The sequence below is a fragment of the Agromyces sp. MMS24-JH15 genome (genome assembly GCF_043518605.1).
GTDB lineage: Bacteria > Actinomycetota > Actinomycetes > Actinomycetales > Microbacteriaceae > Agromyces.
The window spans coordinates 2,494,627-2,511,285 of the sequence record NZ_CP171358.1; the positions used below are offsets into that span (position 1 = coordinate 2,494,627).

General features: G+C 75.2%; 17 protein-coding genes. 12 read left to right on the forward strand and 5 right to left on the reverse strand.

The genetic code is table 11. From position 1 onward, the window contains the following. Window positions 1-9: 9 nt before the first annotated feature. From ACDF64_RS11285 to ACDF64_RS11340, 12 genes are all read left to right on the forward strand, one after another. On the forward strand, window positions 10-807 hold the full coding sequence (locus ACDF64_RS11285; protein WP_394551331.1) for an SDR family oxidoreductase: 798 nt from the start codon (window positions 10-12) through the stop codon (window positions 805-807). Further along, window positions 804-1,652 carry a potassium channel family protein gene (locus tag ACDF64_RS11290; protein ID WP_394551333.1) on the forward strand — a complete coding sequence of 283 codons (849 nt, stop codon included), beginning with the start codon at window positions 804-806 and terminating at the stop codon, window positions 1,650-1,652. Before ACDF64_RS11285 ends, ACDF64_RS11290 begins: the two co-directional genes overlap by 4 nt. Before the next feature lie 9 nt (window positions 1,653-1,661). Next, the gene (locus tag ACDF64_RS11295; protein ID WP_394551335.1) at window positions 1,662-2,192 is read left to right on the forward strand and encodes a phosphoribosyltransferase; all 531 of its coding nucleotides are present in this window, start codon (window positions 1,662-1,664) and stop codon (window positions 2,190-2,192) included. After that, on the forward strand, window positions 2,189-2,938 hold the full coding sequence (locus ACDF64_RS11300; protein WP_394551337.1) for a Type 1 glutamine amidotransferase-like domain-containing protein: 750 nt from the start codon (window positions 2,189-2,191) through the stop codon (window positions 2,936-2,938). Before ACDF64_RS11295 ends, ACDF64_RS11300 begins: the two co-directional genes overlap by 4 nt. A 5-nt stretch (window positions 2,939-2,943) precedes the next feature. Beyond that, the gene (locus ACDF64_RS11305) at window positions 2,944-3,657 is read left to right on the forward strand and encodes a uracil-DNA glycosylase (RefSeq protein WP_394555120.1); all 714 of its coding nucleotides are present in this window, start codon (window positions 2,944-2,946) and stop codon (window positions 3,655-3,657) included. A 4-nt stretch (window positions 3,658-3,661) separates the two neighbouring features. Further along, window positions 3,662-4,240 carry a GNAT family N-acetyltransferase gene (locus ACDF64_RS11310; protein ID WP_394551339.1) on the forward strand — a complete coding sequence of 193 codons (579 nt, stop codon included), beginning with the start codon at window positions 3,662-3,664 and terminating at the stop codon, window positions 4,238-4,240. 2 nt (window positions 4,241-4,242) lie between these two features. Continuing rightward, window positions 4,243-5,694, forward strand: a complete 1,452-nt coding sequence (locus ACDF64_RS11315; RefSeq protein ID WP_394551341.1) for an amidase — start codon at window positions 4,243-4,245, stop codon at window positions 5,692-5,694. A gap of 56 nt (window positions 5,695-5,750) precedes the next feature. Then, complete coding sequence (locus tag ACDF64_RS11320) at window positions 5,751-6,689, forward strand: siderophore-interacting protein (RefSeq protein WP_394551342.1); 939 nt, start codon at window positions 5,751-5,753, stop codon at window positions 6,687-6,689. A 5-nt stretch (window positions 6,690-6,694) separates the two neighbouring features. Beyond that, a complete protein-coding gene (locus ACDF64_RS11325) occupies window positions 6,695-7,735 on the forward strand; it encodes a FecCD family ABC transporter permease (protein ID WP_394551344.1) in 1,041 nt (346 codons plus the stop codon). 1 nt (window position 7,736) lies between these two features. Continuing rightward, window positions 7,737-8,819 (forward strand): FecCD family ABC transporter permease, encoded by a 1,083-nt coding sequence (locus tag ACDF64_RS11330; protein ID WP_394551345.1) that lies wholly within the window; start codon window positions 7,737-7,739, stop codon window positions 8,817-8,819. A gap of 61 nt (window positions 8,820-8,880) precedes the next feature. Continuing rightward, the gene (locus ACDF64_RS11335) at window positions 8,881-9,648 is read left to right on the forward strand and encodes an ABC transporter ATP-binding protein (RefSeq protein ID WP_394551346.1); all 768 of its coding nucleotides are present in this window, start codon (window positions 8,881-8,883) and stop codon (window positions 9,646-9,648) included. Between the two features lie 54 nt (window positions 9,649-9,702). Further along, a complete protein-coding gene (locus tag ACDF64_RS11340) occupies window positions 9,703-10,743 on the forward strand; it encodes an iron-siderophore ABC transporter substrate-binding protein (RefSeq protein ID WP_394551347.1) in 1,041 nt (346 codons plus the stop codon). On the opposite strand, the gene ACDF64_RS11345 is transcribed toward ACDF64_RS11340, so the two are convergent. The 5 genes from ACDF64_RS11345 to ACDF64_RS11365 form a co-directional block, all read right to left on the reverse strand. Then, the gene (locus ACDF64_RS11345) at window positions 10,740-11,231 is read right to left on the reverse strand and encodes a Fe-S oxidoreductase (protein WP_394551349.1); all 492 of its coding nucleotides are present in this window, start codon (window positions 11,229-11,231) and stop codon (window positions 10,740-10,742) included. The two genes, ACDF64_RS11340 and ACDF64_RS11345, sit on opposite strands and share 4 nt — an antisense overlap. Then, window positions 11,228-12,673 (reverse strand): dihydrolipoyl dehydrogenase family protein, encoded by a 1,446-nt coding sequence (locus tag ACDF64_RS11350; protein WP_394551350.1) that lies wholly within the window; start codon window positions 12,671-12,673, stop codon window positions 11,228-11,230. Before ACDF64_RS11350 ends, ACDF64_RS11345 begins: the two co-directional genes overlap by 4 nt. Window positions 12,674-12,804: 131 nt before the next feature. Further along, entirely contained in the window at window positions 12,805-13,680 is an 876-nt protein-coding gene (locus tag ACDF64_RS11355; RefSeq protein WP_394551351.1) for an arginase family protein, read from the reverse strand. 6 nt (window positions 13,681-13,686) lie between these two features. Then, window positions 13,687-14,421 (reverse strand): PspA/IM30 family protein, encoded by a 735-nt coding sequence (locus ACDF64_RS11360; protein ID WP_394551353.1) that lies wholly within the window; start codon window positions 14,419-14,421, stop codon window positions 13,687-13,689. Between the two features lie 38 nt (window positions 14,422-14,459). Then, window positions 14,460-16,499 (reverse strand): TPM domain-containing protein, encoded by a 2,040-nt coding sequence (locus ACDF64_RS11365; protein ID WP_394551355.1) that lies wholly within the window; start codon window positions 16,497-16,499, stop codon window positions 14,460-14,462. Between the last annotated feature and the right edge of the window lie 160 nt (window positions 16,500-16,659).

Consider the following 16,659-nt stretch of genomic DNA (forward strand, 5'->3'; position numbering starts at 1 on the left):
AATGGCCCCATGGAGCGGATGCGAGCGGTGGTCACGGGAGCGAGTTCGGGGATCGGCGCCGCCACGGTGCGCGCGTTCCGGGCGGCGGGATGGGACGTGGTCGCCGTCGCCCGCCGCGAGGACCGGCTCCGCGCGCTCGCCGACGAGACCGGGGCATCCGCGTTCGTCGCCGACGTGACCGACCAGGCCGACGTCGACCGCCTGCGCGACCACCTCGCTTCGACCGGGGCGGTCGACGCGCTCGTGAACAACGCGGGCGGCGCGCGGGGGCTGGAGAGCGTCGAGGCGTCCGACGCCGACGACTGGCGGTGGATGTTCGAGGTCAACGTGCTCGGCACCAAGCGCGTGACGAGCGCGCTGCTGCCGCTGCTGCGCCGGGCCGCGGCCGCGCCGGACGGCCGGGGCGTCGCCGACATCGTGAACATGACGTCGATCGCCGGGCACATCGCGTACCTCGGCGGCGGCGGGTACAACGCCGCGAAGTTCGCCCAGCACGCACTCACCGCGGTGCTGCGGCTCGAGCTCAACGGCGAGCCGATCCGCGTGATCGAGGTCGCGCCCGGCATGGTGAAGACCGACGAGTTCGCCCTCAACCGCTTCCGCGGCGACCGGGCCCGGGCCGACGCGGTGTACTCCGACGTGCTCGAACCCCTCGTCGCCGAGGACATCGCCGACGTGGTGGTCGACGCGGTCACGCGCCCGCGGCACGTCGACCTCGACCTCATCGTCGTGAAGCCGGTCGCCCAGTCGGCTCCGCACCTGGTCGCGAAGGGACCGCTCGCGGTCCGGGACGCGGGCGCCCGATGAGTGCCGGGCGGGAGCATCCGCCGGAGCATCCCCCCGACGACGCCGCACGCCGGCGCGCGTGGGAGGACCGGACCACGACGCTGCTCGCGGTGCTCGGGGTCGGGTTCGTCGTCGCCTACTCGGTGTTCGTGCTCCTGCCGCACGCGCCCGACCCGATCGGGACCGTGCTCGGCGTGTTCCTCCTCATCGTCTGGTTCGTGTTCTTCGTCGACGTCGTCGTGCGGGTCGCGCTCACGCCGCGCGGTGAGCGGCTGCGCTGGATGTTCCGGCATCCGGTCGACGTGCTCTCGGGCGTCCTGCCCGTCTTCCGCGCGTTCCGCGTCGTCGCCCTCGTCCAGCGGGTCGAGTACTTCCGGCGGCGCAGCCGCGACGCGATCCGCGCGAAGTTCCTGACCCTCGCGTTCTCGTACGCGATCGTGTTCATCTACTTCATCGCGCTCGCGACGCTGCAGGTCGAACGGGACGCCCCCGGTGCGAACATCACCACGTTCGGCGACTCGATCTGGTGGGCGGTCGTGACGCTCGCGACCGTCGGGTACGGCGACACGTACCCGATCACGACCCTCGGGCGCATCTATGCGGTGACGCTCATGATCGGCGGCATCGCGATCCTCGGCGTCGCCTCGGCGACGGTCGTCTCGGTGCTCAACGAGCGGCTCGCGGCCGTCGAGCGCAACCGGCACGAGCACGTGGACACGCTCACGACCTCGACCGCGGCGTTCGAGGGGCGGCCGAGCTTCGACGCGGCGAGCGTGCTCGCGGTCGACGACGAGGACGACCCCGACTCGTCGGACCGCTCGGCGGACGCGGATGCGGGCGATGCCCGGGGCGGGGCATCCGGCTAGCCTTCCAGCATGACCTTCGACGCAGACGATGCCGCCGCGGACTCCGACGGCGTGCATCGCGAGATCCTCCGCTGGGACGAGTTCGGAGAGGCCGCCCGCACCCTCGCGGCCGACGTGCTCCGCTCCGGCTACCGGCCCGAGCTCGTGATCGCGATCGCGCGCGGCGGGCTCGTGCTCGCCGGTGCGATCGCCTACGCGCTCGGCACCAAGATGTGCGGCTCGATCAACGTCGAGTTCTACACGGGTGTCGACGAACGGCTGCCCGAGCCGATCCTGCACCCGCCGATGCTCGACGTCCCCGCGGTGCTGGGCAAGCGGGTCCTGCTCGTCGACGACGTGTCGGACTCCGGGCACACGCTCGCGAAGGTGACCGCGCTGCTCGCGGACGCCGGCGCCGAGGTCCGCAGCGCCACGCTGTTCGTGAAGCCGCGCACGATCGCGGTGCCCGACTACGTGCTGCGCGAGACGCCGCACTGGATCGTGTTCCCCTGGTCGGCGCTGCCGCCGGTCGAGGTCGAGGTCGAGGAGGTCGTGGCATGAGCGTGCACCTGGTCGGAGGCGGGTGGGCCGAGCGCCCGGACGGCGCCGAGTACCGCGCGTTCGTCGCCGAGGCGCGGGTCCGCGCCCGCGCAGCGGGACGAGCGGCGGATGCCTCGGGCCGGCCGGTCCCGCGCATCGCGATCGTCGTGGTCGGCGAGGGCGCCGCGGCGCACGCCGACGAGCTCGTGATCGCGATCGCGGGCGGCGGCGTCGTGCCCGAGGTCGTCGACGCGGCCGTCGTCGCCGTGCCGTCGGGCGGCGAGGTGCCGGCCGGTGCGTTCGCCGACGTCGACGGCGTCGTGGTCGGCGGCGGCGCCACGCCCGAGTACCGGGATGCGCTCGAGCCGGTCTTCGGCGAGCTGCGCCGGCAGGTGGCAGCGGGGCTGCCGTACCTCGGGTTCTCGGCGGGCGCGGCGGTCGCCGCCGAGCGCGCGATCATCGGCGGCTGGCGGATCGGCGGCGTGCCGGTCGCGCCCGAGGCCGCGTCGGAGGGGCTCGACGAGGTGACGGTCGCACCCGGGATCGGGCTCGTGGACGTCGCGATCGACGCGCACGCCGCGCAGTGGGGCACGCTCTCGCGGCTCGTCGCCGCGGTCGAGGCGGGGCTCGTCGAGGGCGGGCTCGCGATCGACGAGCGCACGGCGCTCGTGGTCGCCGAGGGCGGCCTCGAGGTCGCGGGGCACGGGAGCGTGTGGCGGGCGCTGCCCGTCGAGCAGGGCGTCGTCGTCTCGACCATGGGCGCGTGACCCGGGTGGCGCTCTCCCTCTCGCAGCTGGCCGACGCCGGCGCGGTCGATCCCGGCTGGGCCGACGCGCTCGCGCCCGTCGGGCCCGACGTCGCCGCGATGGGCGAGTTCCTCCGCGCGGAGGCGGCCGCCGGGCGCGGCTACCTCCCCGCCGGCGACCGGGTCCTGCGCGCCTTCGCGGCGCCGCTCGCGGACGTCCGCGTGCTCATCGTGGGCCAGGACCCGTACCCGACCCCGGGGCATCCGATCGGCCTCTCGTTCGCGGTCGAACGGCACGTCCGGCCGATCCCGAGGAGCCTCCAGAACATCTACCGCGAGCTCGCGGACGACCTCGGCGTGCCGGCGCCGGCGCACGGCGACCTCGGCGGGTGGAGCCGGAACGGCGTGATGCTGCTGAACCGCGTGCTGACGGTCCGTCCGGGCGAGCCCGCCTCGCACCGGGGCAAGGGCTGGGAACGGGTCACCGACCATGCGATCCGCGTGCTCGTCGCGCGCGGCACGCCGCTCGTCGCGATCCTCTGGGGGCGCGACGCGCAGTCCCTGAAGCCCCTGCTCGGCGCCACGCCGACGATCGAGTCGGTGCATCCGAGCCCGCTCAGCGCATCGCGCGGGTTCTTCGGTTCCCGTCCGTTCAGCCGCGCGAACGCGCTGCTCGTCGAGCAGGGCGCCGCGCCCGTCGACTGGCGCCTCGACGGTGCCGACGGCGACGGGGTAGGGTGACCGCGTGCTCGAGGAGGAATACCAGCCGGCGCGCGTCCGGCCGTCGCACCTGCGCAGGCCCGAGCCGCCCGAGGCGCCGTTCTCGTACGTGATCCGCGACGCCCGGCTCGAGGACATGCCGGCGGTCCGCGAGATCTACAACTACTACGTCGCGAACTCGACGGTGACCTTCGACGAGGACGCCATGACGCTGCGCGAGTGGAAGGCGAAGTTCCACGCCCTCGAGAAGCAGGGGATGCCGTTCCTGGTGGCGGAGTCGCCGAGCGGGCAGCTGCTCGGGTACGCCCTGGTGGCGCCGTGGCGGCCCAAGCGCGCCTACCGGTTCACGGTCGAGAACTCGATCTACCTCGGCCCCGCGGCCTCCGGGAAGGGGCTCGGGCGGGCGCTGCTCGGTGAGCTCATCGCGCGCTCGAAGGCTGCGGGCCTGAAGGAGATGATCGCGGTCATCGCCGACCAGGGCGCCGACGCGTCGATCCACCTGCACGAGGAGTTCGGCTTCAAGGAGATCGGGCGGATGGGCCGGGTCGGCTTCAAGTTCGGCCGGTGGCTGGGCACGGTCCTCATGCAGAAGGCGCTGAAGTAGGCGTGAGCGAGCTCCACGAGCTCACCGCGCTCGACCTGCACCGGGCGCTCCAGCGCGGCGAAGCCTCGCCGACCGACGCGGTCCGCGCGTTCCTCGACCGCATCGCGCGGCTGGACCCGCAGGTCGGCGCGTTCGCGCACGTCGCGCGCGAGGCGGCGCTCGAGCGCGCGGCGCTCGTCGAGCACGAGCTGCCGCGCGTCGCGCCGCTCTGGGGCATGCCGCTCGCCGACAAGGACCTGCACCTGCGGGCCGGGCATCCGGCCGGCTTCGGGTCCCGCGCGTTCGCGGACTTCGTGCCGGATGCCTCGGACGCACTCGTGCGCGACCTCGACCGGGCGGGCGCGGTGAGCCTTGGGCGGACGCGGGCGCCCGAGTTCGGCCTGCCGTCGTACACCGAGTCGGCGACGGGCTGGGCGACCCGGAACCCGTGGGACGTCGCGCTCGGAGCCGGCGGGTCGAGCGGGGGAGCGGCGGCCGCGGTCGCCGCGGGCATGCTCCCGTTCGCGACCGGGTCCGACGGCGGCGGGTCGATCCGGATCCCGGCCGCGAGCTGCGGGGTCGTCGGCGTGAAGCCGTCGCGCGGGCGCGTGCCGTCGGGTTCGGGGCTGGATCGCCTCGCGGGCCTCGGCGTCGTGGGCCCGCTCGCGCGCACCGTCGCCGACGCGGCGCTCCTCCTCGACGGCCTGGTCGGGCCGGTCGGGTACCCGGCGGGGCATCCGTTCGCCGTGCGCGCGCCCGGGACCGACGGGCCGTACCTCGGGGCCGCGATCCGCGGCGAGGGCCGGTTCCAGGTCGGCGTGCTCGCGGACTCGCCGTGGGACCTCGCGTACGACGTCGCCGTCGGGCCCGCCGCGCTCGCCGCGGTCGAGGCGGCGACGGCGCTGCTGGACCGCCTCGGCCACGGCGTCGAGGCGATCCCGCCCGCGCCCGAGCCGGGGTATCCCGACGCGTTCCGCGTGATCTGGCAGGCCTCGGCCGCGACGATCCCGGTCGAGGCCGACCGCCTCGACCTCCTCGAGCCGCTCAGCGCGTGGCTCGTCCGGCGGGGTCGCGCGCTCGGCGCGCGCGAGCTCGCGGAGGCGATCGCCTGGCTCGCGGAGTTCGAGCAGCGGACCATCCGCCGGTTCTCGGGGTTCGACGCGGTCCTCACGCCCGCGCTCGCCCAGTCGCCCCGGCCGGTGGGCTGGTACGACGCGGAGGACGGCGAGGAGAACTTCGCGCAGCAGGTCCGGTTCACGCCGTTCACGTCGTTCGTGAACGTCGCGGGGCTGCCCGCGCTCACGGTGCCGGTCCTCGCGGTGGAGCTGGTGGAGCCGGGCCGGCCGGCCGAGTCGGGGCCGCCGGTGTCGGTCCAGTTGATCGGGCGGCCGGGCGGCGAGGAGACCCTGTTCGCGATCGCCGCGCAGCTCGAGCGGGCGGCCCGGATCGCGGGACGGCGTCCGCCGGTCTGGTGAGCGCGCGTGCCGGACCCGCGTCGCGGTCCCGCGTGCGGATGTGTCAGACTTAGGTAATGCTTACCTCAGCTGCCGTCGGGACGCAGGTCCGTCCGGCCTATCGCTCGTACCGCGTCGCGGTCCGCCGGATCCGGCTGCTGGGCTCGAGCTTCGTCCGCGTGACGTTCGGCGGCGACGACCTCGTCCACTTCGGCACCGCGGGCCTGGACCAGCGCGTGAAGATCGTCCTGCCGCTGCCGGACGACCTCGTCGCGACCGGCGACGGCTTCGCCTCGTTCCCCGTCGGCGAGGACTGGTACACGCGCTGGCGCGAACTGCCCGAGGCGCGCCGCAACACGTTCCGCACCTACACCGTGCGCGCCGTCCGCCAGGCCGAGCGCGAGGTCGACGTCGACTTCGTCCTGCACGGCGACGGCGGCCCGGCGTCGCGCTGGGTGTCGGGCGCAGCCCCCGGCCACGAGGTCGTGCTCATCGGCCCCGACGACCGCAGCACCGGGCGCGCGCTCGGCATCGACTGGCGTCCCGGCGACGTCGACACCGTCTTCCTCGCAGGGGACGAGACCGCCGCACCGGCGATCTGCAGCATCCTCGAGCACCTCCCGCGCGACGCGCGCGGCTGCGCCTTCATCGAGGTGCCGAGCGTCGACGACGCGCTGCCGGTCGACGCGCCCGCGGGCGTGACGGTCCGCTGGCTCGGCCGCCGCCCGGGCGACGAGCACGGCGCGCGCCTCGTCCCGGCCGTGCGCGACGGCGCCGCGCGGCTCATGCTCGGCACCGGCATGCCCGCCGAGGTCGACGACGTCGACATCGACGCCGAGCTGCTCTGGGACGTCCCGGAGGGCCGGAGCCTCGACGGCGGGGTCTACGCCTGGGTCGCCGGCGAGGCATCCGTCGTCAAGGGCCTGCGGCGGTACCTCGTCGCCGAGGCCGGCCTGGACCGCCGCCGGGTCGCCTTCATGGGCTACTGGCGGATGGGCCGCGCCGAGGTCGACTGAACCGGATGTCCACGACCCTCGAGTCCGCCGGGCCGGCTCGGACCGGCGCTGCGCGCGGTCACGGCCGCGGCCGGCGCATCCTCGCCGTCGTCCTCGCCCTCGTGCTCCTCGTCGGCGCGGTCGCCGCGAGCCTCGCGCTCGGCGTGCGCGCACTCGACCCGGGCGACGTGTGGACCGCGCTCGTCGCGCCGCAGCCCGACGTGCGCGCCCACCAGATCGTGCTCGACCTCCGCCTGCCGCGCACCGTGATCGGCCTCCTCGCGGGCGTCGCGTTCGCGCTCGCCGGGGCGCTCATCCAGGGCGTCACGCGGAACCCGATCGCCGACCCCGGCCTGCTCGGGCTGAACTCGGGCGCATCCCTCGCGGTCGTGCTCGCGATCCAGGTCGTCGGCGTGTCCTCGCCGCTCGGCTACGTCTGGTTCGCGTTCGCGGGCGCCGGGCTCGCGGCCGTCCTCGTCTTCGCGATCGGCGCCGCGCGACCCGACCGGCTCGCGCTCGTGGGCGCCGCGACCACCGCGCTGCTCACGCCGATCATCACGCTCGTCCTCCTCGGGGACCCGGACACGTTCGAGCAGTACCGCTTCTGGGTCGTCGGCTCGCTGACCGGGCGCGGCCTCGACACGGCCGCCGTGCTGTGGCCGTTCGTGCTCGCTGGCACGGTGCTCGCGTTCGTGCTCGCGCACCGCCTGAACGGGCTCGCGCTCGGCGACGACGTCGCCAGGGGCCTCGGCCAGCGCGTCGGCACGACCCGCGCGCTCGCCGCCGCCGCGATCGTCCTGCTCGCCGGGACGGCGACCGCGCTCGCCGGGCCGATCGTGCTCATCGGCCTCGTCGTGCCGCACGCCGCCCGCCGCCTCGTGGGTTCGGACGCCCGGTGGGTCGTCGCGATCTCGCTGCTGCTCGGACCCGCGCTCCTGCTGACGGCCGACGTCATCGGCCGGTTCGTCGCCGCGCCGGCCGAACTCGAGGCCGGCGTCGTCGCCGCAGTCATCGGCGCACCCGTGCTCATCGCGGTCGCCCGCGGTCGATCCGTGGCGGGGGTGTGACGTGACCGCGCCCGCCGTCCCCGCCCCTGCTCCCGCTCCCGCTCCCGCCGTCGACGCCGGCGTCCTCGTCGCGATCGGCGGCCTCCGGTCGCGGCAGCGCCGCCGAGGGTGGATCGTGCTCGGCGGTGCCGCGGCCGTCGTGGTCGTCGTCGGCATCGTCGCGCTGCTCCTCGGCGCCGCGGGCGTGACGGCCGACCGGGTGCTGCTCGCGCTGCTCGGCCAGGGCGACCGGGGCGACCGGTTCGTGGTCCTCCAGCTCCGGCTCCCGCGCATCCTCGCCGCGATCGTCTGCGGCGTCGCGTTCGCGCTCGCGGGCGCGGTGTTCCAGGCGGTGCTCCGGAACCCCCTCGCGAGCCCGGACATCCTGGGCATCTCGCAGGGCGCGAGCCTCGGCGCGGTCTGGGCGCTGCTCGGCCTGGGGCTCGGCGGGGCGGCCGTCGCGGGCTTCGCATTCGCGGGCGCGCTCGGGGTGGCGCTCTGCATCTGGGCGCTCGCGTGGCGGCAGGGCCTGCACGGGATCCGCTTCGTCCTCGTCGGCGTGGGGTTCTCGTACGTCGCGGGGTCGCTCATCGCGTGGCTCCTGGCGCGAGCCGAGATCCGGAGCGCGCAGGCGGCGCTCGCCTGGACCGTCGGCAACGTCTCCGACATCCGCGGCGAGGAGCTCGGCCTGCTCGCCGCGGGCGTGGCGCTCCTCGTCGGCCTGGTCGCCGCGAACTCGCGCGCGATGGACGCGCTCGCGCTCGGCGACGACCACGCGCGCGGGCTCGGCGTCCGGGCCGACCGAGCGCGCCTGGTCCTGCTCTTCGGCGCCGTCGCGCTCGTCGCGATCGCGACGGCCGCGGCGGGTCCGATCGCGTTCGTCGCGCTCGTCGCACCGGCGATCGCGCGCGCCCTCGTCGGCAACGGCGGCGCGGCGCTCGCGGCATCCGCGTTCGTCGGGGCCGCGCTCACGCTCACGTCCGATGTCATCGGGCAGTACGCGATCCCGGGAATCGTCGCGCCCGTCGGGATCGTCACGGGCATCGTCGGCGCCCCGTACCTGCTGTGGCTGCTGGCCGCGAACGAGAGGAGGCGCGCCGCATGAGCGTGCACGCCGGAGCATCCGACCCGGGGACCGCGGGGAGCGGACCCTCCGCGCCCACGGGGTGTCGCTCGGGTACGACGGCCGCAGGGTCATCGACGGGCTCGACCTCGAGGTCCCCGAGGGGCGGGTGACGGCCATCGTCGGGCCGAACGCGTGCGGCAAGTCGACGCTGCTGCGCGGGCTCGCGGGCCTGCACCCGCTCGACGCGGGCCGGGTCACGGTCGGCGGTCGCGACGCCGCGGCGATGGGACGGCGCGAGTTCGCGCGCATCGTGGGCGTGCTGCCGCAGTCGTCGGTCGCGCCGGACGGCGTGCGCGTCGCGGACCTCGTCGCGCGCGGCCGCTATCCGCACCAGGGCTGGTTCGGCCGGCACTCCAGCGACGACGATCGGGTGGTCGCCGAGGCGCTCGCGTCGACCGGCACCGCCGACCTCGCGGGCCGGCGCCTCGACGAGCTGTCGGGCGGCCAGCGGCAGCGGGTCTGGATCGCGATGGTGCTCGCGCAGCAGACCGACATCGTGCTGCTCGACGAGCCGACGACGTACCTCGACCTGACGCATCAGCTGGAACTGCTCGACCTGCTCGCGCAGTTGAACCGCGAGCGCGGCACGACCGTCGTGATGGTGCTGCACGAGCTCAACCTCGCCGCGAGGTACGCGGACCGGATCGTCGTGATGCGCGACGGCGGCATCGTCGCCGAGGGCGCGCCGGTCGACGTGATCACGGATGCCACGGTGGAGGCCGCGTTCGGGCTGCGGGCGCGCATCGTGCCCGACCCCGTGGTCGGCAGCCCGCTCGTGGTGCCGATCGCACCGGTACGCGGATCCTGACGACTTAGGTTAGGCTTGCCTCAGTCCACCCCCCTGAACGACCAAGGAGCCTTCGTGCGTCTTCGCCGATCCCTGACCGCCGTCGCCGCCCTCGCGGCTGCCGCGACGCTGCTCACCGCCTGCTCGGGCGGCGCCGCCCCCGAGGACGAGGCGGCCGCCCCCGCGGCCGAGTCGGCCGCGACCGACCAGTTCCCGATCACCGTCGAGCACGCGCTCGGCACGACCGAGATCGCCGAGGAGCCGCTGCGCGTCGCAACTTGGGGCTGGGGTTCGACCGAGGCCGCGATCGCAGTCGGCGTGTACCCCGTCGCGGTGGCCGAGCAGCCCTGGACCGTCGGCGAGGGCAACCTGCTGCCCTGGGTCGAGGAGGCCTACGACGCCGCCGGCGTCGAGCACCCCGCCGTCCTCACCGACGCCGAGGGCGGCTCGACCGTGCCCTACGAGGAGTTCGTCGACGCCGCACCCGACGTCATCCTCGCGCCGTACTCGGGCCTCACCGAGGAGCAGTACGAGACCCTGAGCGAGATCGCGCCGACGGTCGCGTACCCCGACGCCGCCTGGACCACCTCGTGGCAGGACACCATCTCGCTCACCGCGCAGGCCCTCGGCCGCACGGCCGCCGGCGAGCAGGTGCTCGCCGACATCGAGCAGGGCATCGCCGACGACGCCGCCGCGCACCCCGAGTTCGAGGGCAAGACGTTCGCCAGCATCTGGGACGGCGACGGCTTCATCTACGTCTACACCGAGGCCGACGCGCGCGTCTCGGTGCTCACGGGCCTCGGCCTCGAGGTCGCGCCGTCGGTGGCCGCGCTCGACTCGAGCGACGGCGGCTTCTTCTACGAGCTGAGCTACGAGGAACTCGACAAGCTCGACGCCGACTTCGTCATCAACTTCTCGAGCGACGAGGCGACCGCCGAGGCGTTCCTCACCAAGCCCGAGCTCCAGGCGATCCCCGCGGTCGCGGCCGGCCAGGTCGTCAACGTCTACGACCCGGTGACCGTGTCGTCGGTGTCGCCGCCCACCGCGCTGAGCTTCGACTGGGAGAACGGCTTCCCGTTCCTCGTCGACCAGATCGCGGGCGTGCTGGCCGGCTAGCCGCGACGGCGCCGCGACGGGCGGGCGGGATGCCTCGGGCTCCCGTCCGCCCGCACGTATCCGCCGGCCTCGAGCCCGGCCTCGATCTCGAACCGGTTTCGCAGCGGGTCGCGCCCGGCGAGGAGGTACAGCAGCGGGAAGAGCATGCCGTATCGCTGCCACTGCCGCTTGTGCACGACCTCGTGGCCGAGGACCTTCTCGCCGTCGTTCCGGTCGGTGAGGTAGCACGCGCCCACGCAGGATCCGCCCCGCCCGAAGGTCCACTTCGGCATGCCGGTGAACACGAGCAGGCCGTGCCGCAGCTCGACGCGGCCGGTGCTCCAGGTCAGGCCCCACGCGAACCCGACGAGCGTCGCCCACCAGAACCCGATGCGGCTGATCGGCGAGTCGGTGAGCCGCACGCGCAGGCGTCGTCGGGGCCGCGCCGCGTGCCGAGCCGCCGAGACGGGGCGATCGAGCGCCTCGACCGCCGACGCGGGCGCGCTCACCGGCCGCCCTCGGGCCGCCCGAGGGCCTCGAGGAGCCGAAGCCAGACCTCGCTCATGGTCGGGAACGACGGCACCGCGTGCCAGAGCCGGTCCACGGGCACCTCGCCCACGATCGCGACCGTCGCGGCGTGGATCAGCTCCGCGACATCCTGCCCGACGAACGTCGCGCCGACGACCGTGCCGCGCTCGGCGTCGACGACGAGGCGCGCACGACCCGGCGGGCCGTCCGAGTGGATGCCGGTCCCGCTCGCCGCGTCCATCCCGACGTCGACCACGCGGGTCGCGATGCCCGCCTCCTCGGCCTGCGCCGCGGTGAGTCCGACCGCGGCGCATTCGGGGTCCCCGAAGACGACCTGCGGCACCGCGCGGTGGTCGGCCGTCGCGACGTGGACGCCCCACGGCCCGTCGTCCACGTGCGCGCCGGTCGCCCGCGCGGCGATGCCGTCGCCCGCGGCGCGCGCCTGGTACTTGCCCTGGTGGGTGAGCAGCGCGCGCCGGTTCACGTCGCCGGTCGCGTAGAGCCAGCCGCCGTCGACCCCGCGCACGCGGAGCGCGTCGTCGACGTCGAGCCACGCACCGGGTTCGAGGCCGATCGAATCGAGCCCGACGTCGCCGGTCCGGGGGCGCCGGCCGGTCGCGACGAGCACCTCGTCGGCGACGATCGGCTCGTGCCCGGCGAGCTCGAGCACGACCTGCCCCGCGTCGTCGCGGTGCACCCGGTCGGGCGTGACGCCGAGCCGAACGGATGCCCCGAGCGCGCGCAGCCCGTCGGCGACGAGTTCGCCCGCGAACGGTTCCATGCCGCCGAGCAGCCCGCTGCGGGCGAGCAGGGTCACCTCGGTGCCGAACCCGGCGTACGCCGTGGCGATCTCGACCGCGGTCACGCCGCCGCCGATGATCGCGAGCCGACCCGGCACGTCGTGGGCGCCCGTAGCGTCGCGGCTGGTCCAGGGGCGAGAGTCGGCGAGTCCCTCGATGCGGGGGAGCGACGGGTCGCTGCCGGTCGAGAGGACGACCGCGTGCCGTGCCGTCCAGGTCGTGGTCGCGTCGTCGTGCTCGACGGCGACGAGGCGCGGTCCGGCGAGCCGGCCGTGCCCTCGGGCCAGGGCGATCCCGACGCCCTCGAGCCAGGTCGCGTCGCCCGAGTCGTCCCAGTGGTGCACGAACTCGTCGCGACGGCGCAGGACGGCGGCCACGTCGAGCTCGCCCGTCACCGCCTCGGCGGCGCCGGGGACCCGCCGTGCGGCCCGGAGCGCCGCGCCGCTGCGCAGGAGCGTCTTCGACGGCACGCACGCCCAGTACGAGCACTCGCCGCCGAGCAGTTCGTGCTCGACGACCAGGACCTCGAGCCCGCCCGCGCGCGCCCGGTCGGCGACGTTCTCGCCCACCGGGCCCGCGCCGATCACGATGACATCCACCTCGTGGCCGGTCGTGCCCTCCATCGGCGCCTCCATCGATCCTCCGACCCGACGGGGCGGTTCCCGCGCGGGGCACGCCCCGCCTCCGGGACGCGCCGTGCCCCAGCCTAGGCAGCGCGGGTGCCGGAAGGACAGGGGTTGACGGGATGCCCCGCTCAGCCGGCCGGCCGGCCGCCGTCGCCGTTCGTCGTGCTCCCGCCCGAGGCGAGCGCGCCGACGATGCGCAGGATGGCCGGCAGGTCGTCGGTGGCCTGCTCCGGGGAGCCCGGCGCGAAGCCCGCGATCCCCGCGCCCGCGAGCGGGAACCGCGCCGTCACCGCGCGGATCAGCGCGACGAGCTCGGGCGTGTCGACGCCGAAGGGGAGCGGGTACGACAGCCCAGCGAGCGCCGACGGATCGAGGACGTCGAGGTCGACGTGGATGAACACGCGTTCTGCCCCGGTCGCCTCGAGCGCGGCCACGACGAGCGCCGGGTCGGCGAGGTCGGCGACCTCGAGCAGCGCGATGCCGTGCTCGGCGATGAAGCGCTCCTCCTCGTCGTCGATCGATCTCGCGCCGCCGAGCACGATGCGGCCCGGCTCGACGCGCGATGCCGCATCGAGCGCGAGCCCCTCGGCACCCTCGCCCGCGATCGCCCGGAGGGTCATCCCGCCGAAGTTGCCCGACGACGAGGTCTCCGGGGTGTGCAGGTCGGGGTGGGCATCGAGCCAGAGCACCGCGAGCGGGCCGCCGCCGCGACGGGTCGCGTGCGCGACGGCGCCGACCGAGGCGGCGCAGTCGCCGCCGATCGTGATCGCGAGGCCCGCGACGCCCGCGAGCGCCTCTTCGGTGCGCTCGCGGACGCGCCGCAGCGCGCTGTACCGTCGCACGCCGGTCTCGAGCGCCTCGCCCGCCTCGACCGGGACATCCACCACGATCGTCGCGGCGGACGGGAGGTCGCCGCGGATGGCCTCGGCGCCGTCCGCATGGCTCATCGCGCGGGCCGATCCGGCGCCCTGCCAGACCGGCACGACGACGAAGGTCGCCGGCATCGCGGATCAGCCGCCGATCGACTGCTGCGTGCCGCCGGCCTTGAGTGCGGCCAGCCGGGCGTCGACCTCGGTGAGCTCGCCGAGGTCGTCGAGCTCGTTGAACTGGGCGTCGAGGCTCGATGCCGCGAGCTCGGCCTGCCCGCGCGCCTTGGCCTCCTCGCGACGGATCTTCTCCTCGAAGCGGCCGATCTCGCTCGTCGGGTCGAGGATGTCGACCGACTTCACGGCCGCGTGCACCTGCTGCTGCGCCTGGGCGGTCTTCGCCCGGGCGAGGAGCTCGCTGCGCTTGTTCTGGAGCTGGCCGAGCTTCTCCTTCATGCCGTTGAGGCCCGCCTTGAGCTTCTCGACGATCTCGGTCTGCGACGCGATCTGCGGCTCGGCCCCCTTCGCCTCGTTCTCGGCCGTGATCTGTCGACCGAGCGCGACCTTCGCGAGGCTGTCGAACTTGTCGGCGCCGGCCGCGTCGCCGGCCGAACGGAGCTCGTCGGCCTTGCGGCTCGCGGCGAAGGCCTTCTGCCCCCATTCGACGGCCGCGTCGACGTCCTCGCGGTGATCGTCCTCGAGGAGGCGCAGGTTGCCGATCGTCTCGGCGATCGCCGCCTCCGCGTCGGAGATCGAGTTCGTGTAGTCGCGGACCATCTGGTCGAGCATCTTCTCGGGGTCCTCGGCCTGGTCGAGGAGCGAGTTGATGTTGGCTCGGACGAGCTGGGAGATCCGTCCGAAGATCGACTGCTTCACCATCGTGCTTCCCTTTCTTCTGCGTTCCGTCTCGCGACCGGTCAGAACCGGCCGCCGCTTCCGCGCCGGCCGCGCGTGCCGCTGCCGCCGAAGCTCCCGGTCGAGCGCCCGCCGCCGAATCCGCCGCCGAAGCCGCCCCCGCGACTGCCGCCTCCTCCGCCGCCGAACCCGCCGAATCCGCCGCCGCCGCCGAATCCGCCGCCGCGCCCGCCGCCGAGCACCTGGTCGATGAGGATGCCCCCGAGGACCGCGCCGATCATGTCGCCGGTCCCGCGCCCGCCGCTCGAGCCGCCGCCGGGGTACCCGGCGCCGGGGAATCCCATGCCCGATCCGCCCACGTCGAACCCGCCGACGTCGCGCTGCGCGATCTGCGCGGCCTCGGCCGCGAGACCGGCCGAGCGCTGCGCGTTCGCGAGCGAGCCCGCGGGGTCGGCCGCACGGGACTGCTCGGCGAGCGCGAGCAGTCGCGCGGCCTCCGCGAGCCTGGTCCGCGCCTCCGACCCGACCGCGCCGCGCCGGGCCGTGAGGTAGCTCTCGGCGGACTGCACCTGCGCGCGCGCGCCGAGGATCGCGCGGTCGAGTTCGGCGGTCGCGCGCGCGACGCGTTCGGCGGCGTCCCTGGCCGCGCCGATCGCGGAGTCGATCGCTCGGTTGGCCGCGTCGAGGCGGGCCTGGAGTTCGACCAGTCGGCGGCCCGGGGTCGCGAGCGCGGTCCGCAGCGACGCGGCCTCGGCCTCGGTCGCGTCGGCGACGCTCGCGAGGCCCGACGCGTCGAGCGACCTCGCGGTGCGCACGTCGGCCTCGAGGTCGGCCACTCCCGCGGCCAGCGCGGCGTCGCCCTCCCGCAGGGAGGTGCCGAGCGCGTCGACGGCGTCGCCGAGCAGCGTCGCCTGGTCGACCGCCTCCTCGGCCCCCCGGATCGCGACCGCGGCACGCGCGGTGTCGCCGGCGGCCAGCGCGGCGTCGGCGGCCTGCACGGCCTGCTCGGCGAACGTCGCGCGCGACGCGGCCTGGTCGGGGTTGTCGGCCACCGAGGCGAGCGCCTCCGGCGCGTACACCTCGCCGAGCGCGGCGAGCCGCGAGGCGATGGCGGGCGCGCCCGCGCGCGCCTGCGCCACGAGGCCGCGGACCCGCTCGAGCTCGGGCTTCGCGTTGCGTTCGAGGTCGCGCAGCGCGTCGAAGCGCTCGGCCTCGGCGTCGAGCGCGGCGTCGGCCTCGGACGCGAGCCGGACGATCGCGCCGTACCACTCGCGGCGCTGGTCGTCGGTGTCGGGTTCGGCGTCGTCGAGTCGCTGCTGGAGCGCGAACGCCTCGGTCACCTTCGCCTTGGCGGCGTCGAGCGCGGTGCGGAACCCGGCGGTCGCCTCATCGCCGTACGCGGCGACCGCGAAGCCGAGCTCGTCCTCGCTCGTGCGCACGGCGTCGTCGACCGCGACGAGCGCGCTGCCCGCGTGACGCCGGAGCTCCTCGACGGGCACGGGCGGCGGGGCGGGCGTGCCGCCTCCCGCAGCGACCGGGGTGCGCGCGGGCCCGCGCCGGCGGCGGAGCATCCCGATCAGGAACACGATGCCGGCGACCACGACGACCGCGCCGACGATGAACCAGAGGATGCCCCAGCCGCCCGATCCGCCGCCACCGAGGGCCTCGGCGGCCGCGATCGCGGCGCCGGCCCAGTCGTCGTCGCGCAGGTGCGGCTCGACCACCTCGGTCGCGATCCGCTGGATCTCGTCGGGCGACAGCGAGGCGCCGTTCGCGGCCGAGAGGTAGTACTGGCGGCCGTCGACCGCGACGGCGAGCAGGTAGTCCTCGTCGCCCATGCCGTTCGCGATGGCCGTGTCGTTGGCCCACTGGTCGGCGGCCTCGGGGTTCTCGAACGTCGAGACGTAGGCGACGAACAGCTGTCGGCCGCTCCGGTCGGCGGCCTCGTCGATCGCGCGCTCGACCTCGTCGGCCCGGTCGCCGAGCGCGTCGACGGTGTCGACGACGGGCGACGAGCCGAACTCCACCGGGTCCTCGGCGTGGGCCGGCGAGGCGACCCAGACGGACGCGGCGACGAGCGCGGCCCCGAACAGCGCGGACACCCTGCGTCGAGACCCAAGCACCAGCGCGTTCCCCCGTTCCCAGAGCGGATGCTGCCGAGTCTAGGACACCGGGAGGGGCGTGCGGCACCGCCGGGGACGAGCGAATCGGCGACCGCCGGAAACGCGGAACGGCCGGATCCGCGAAGCGGATCCGGCCGTC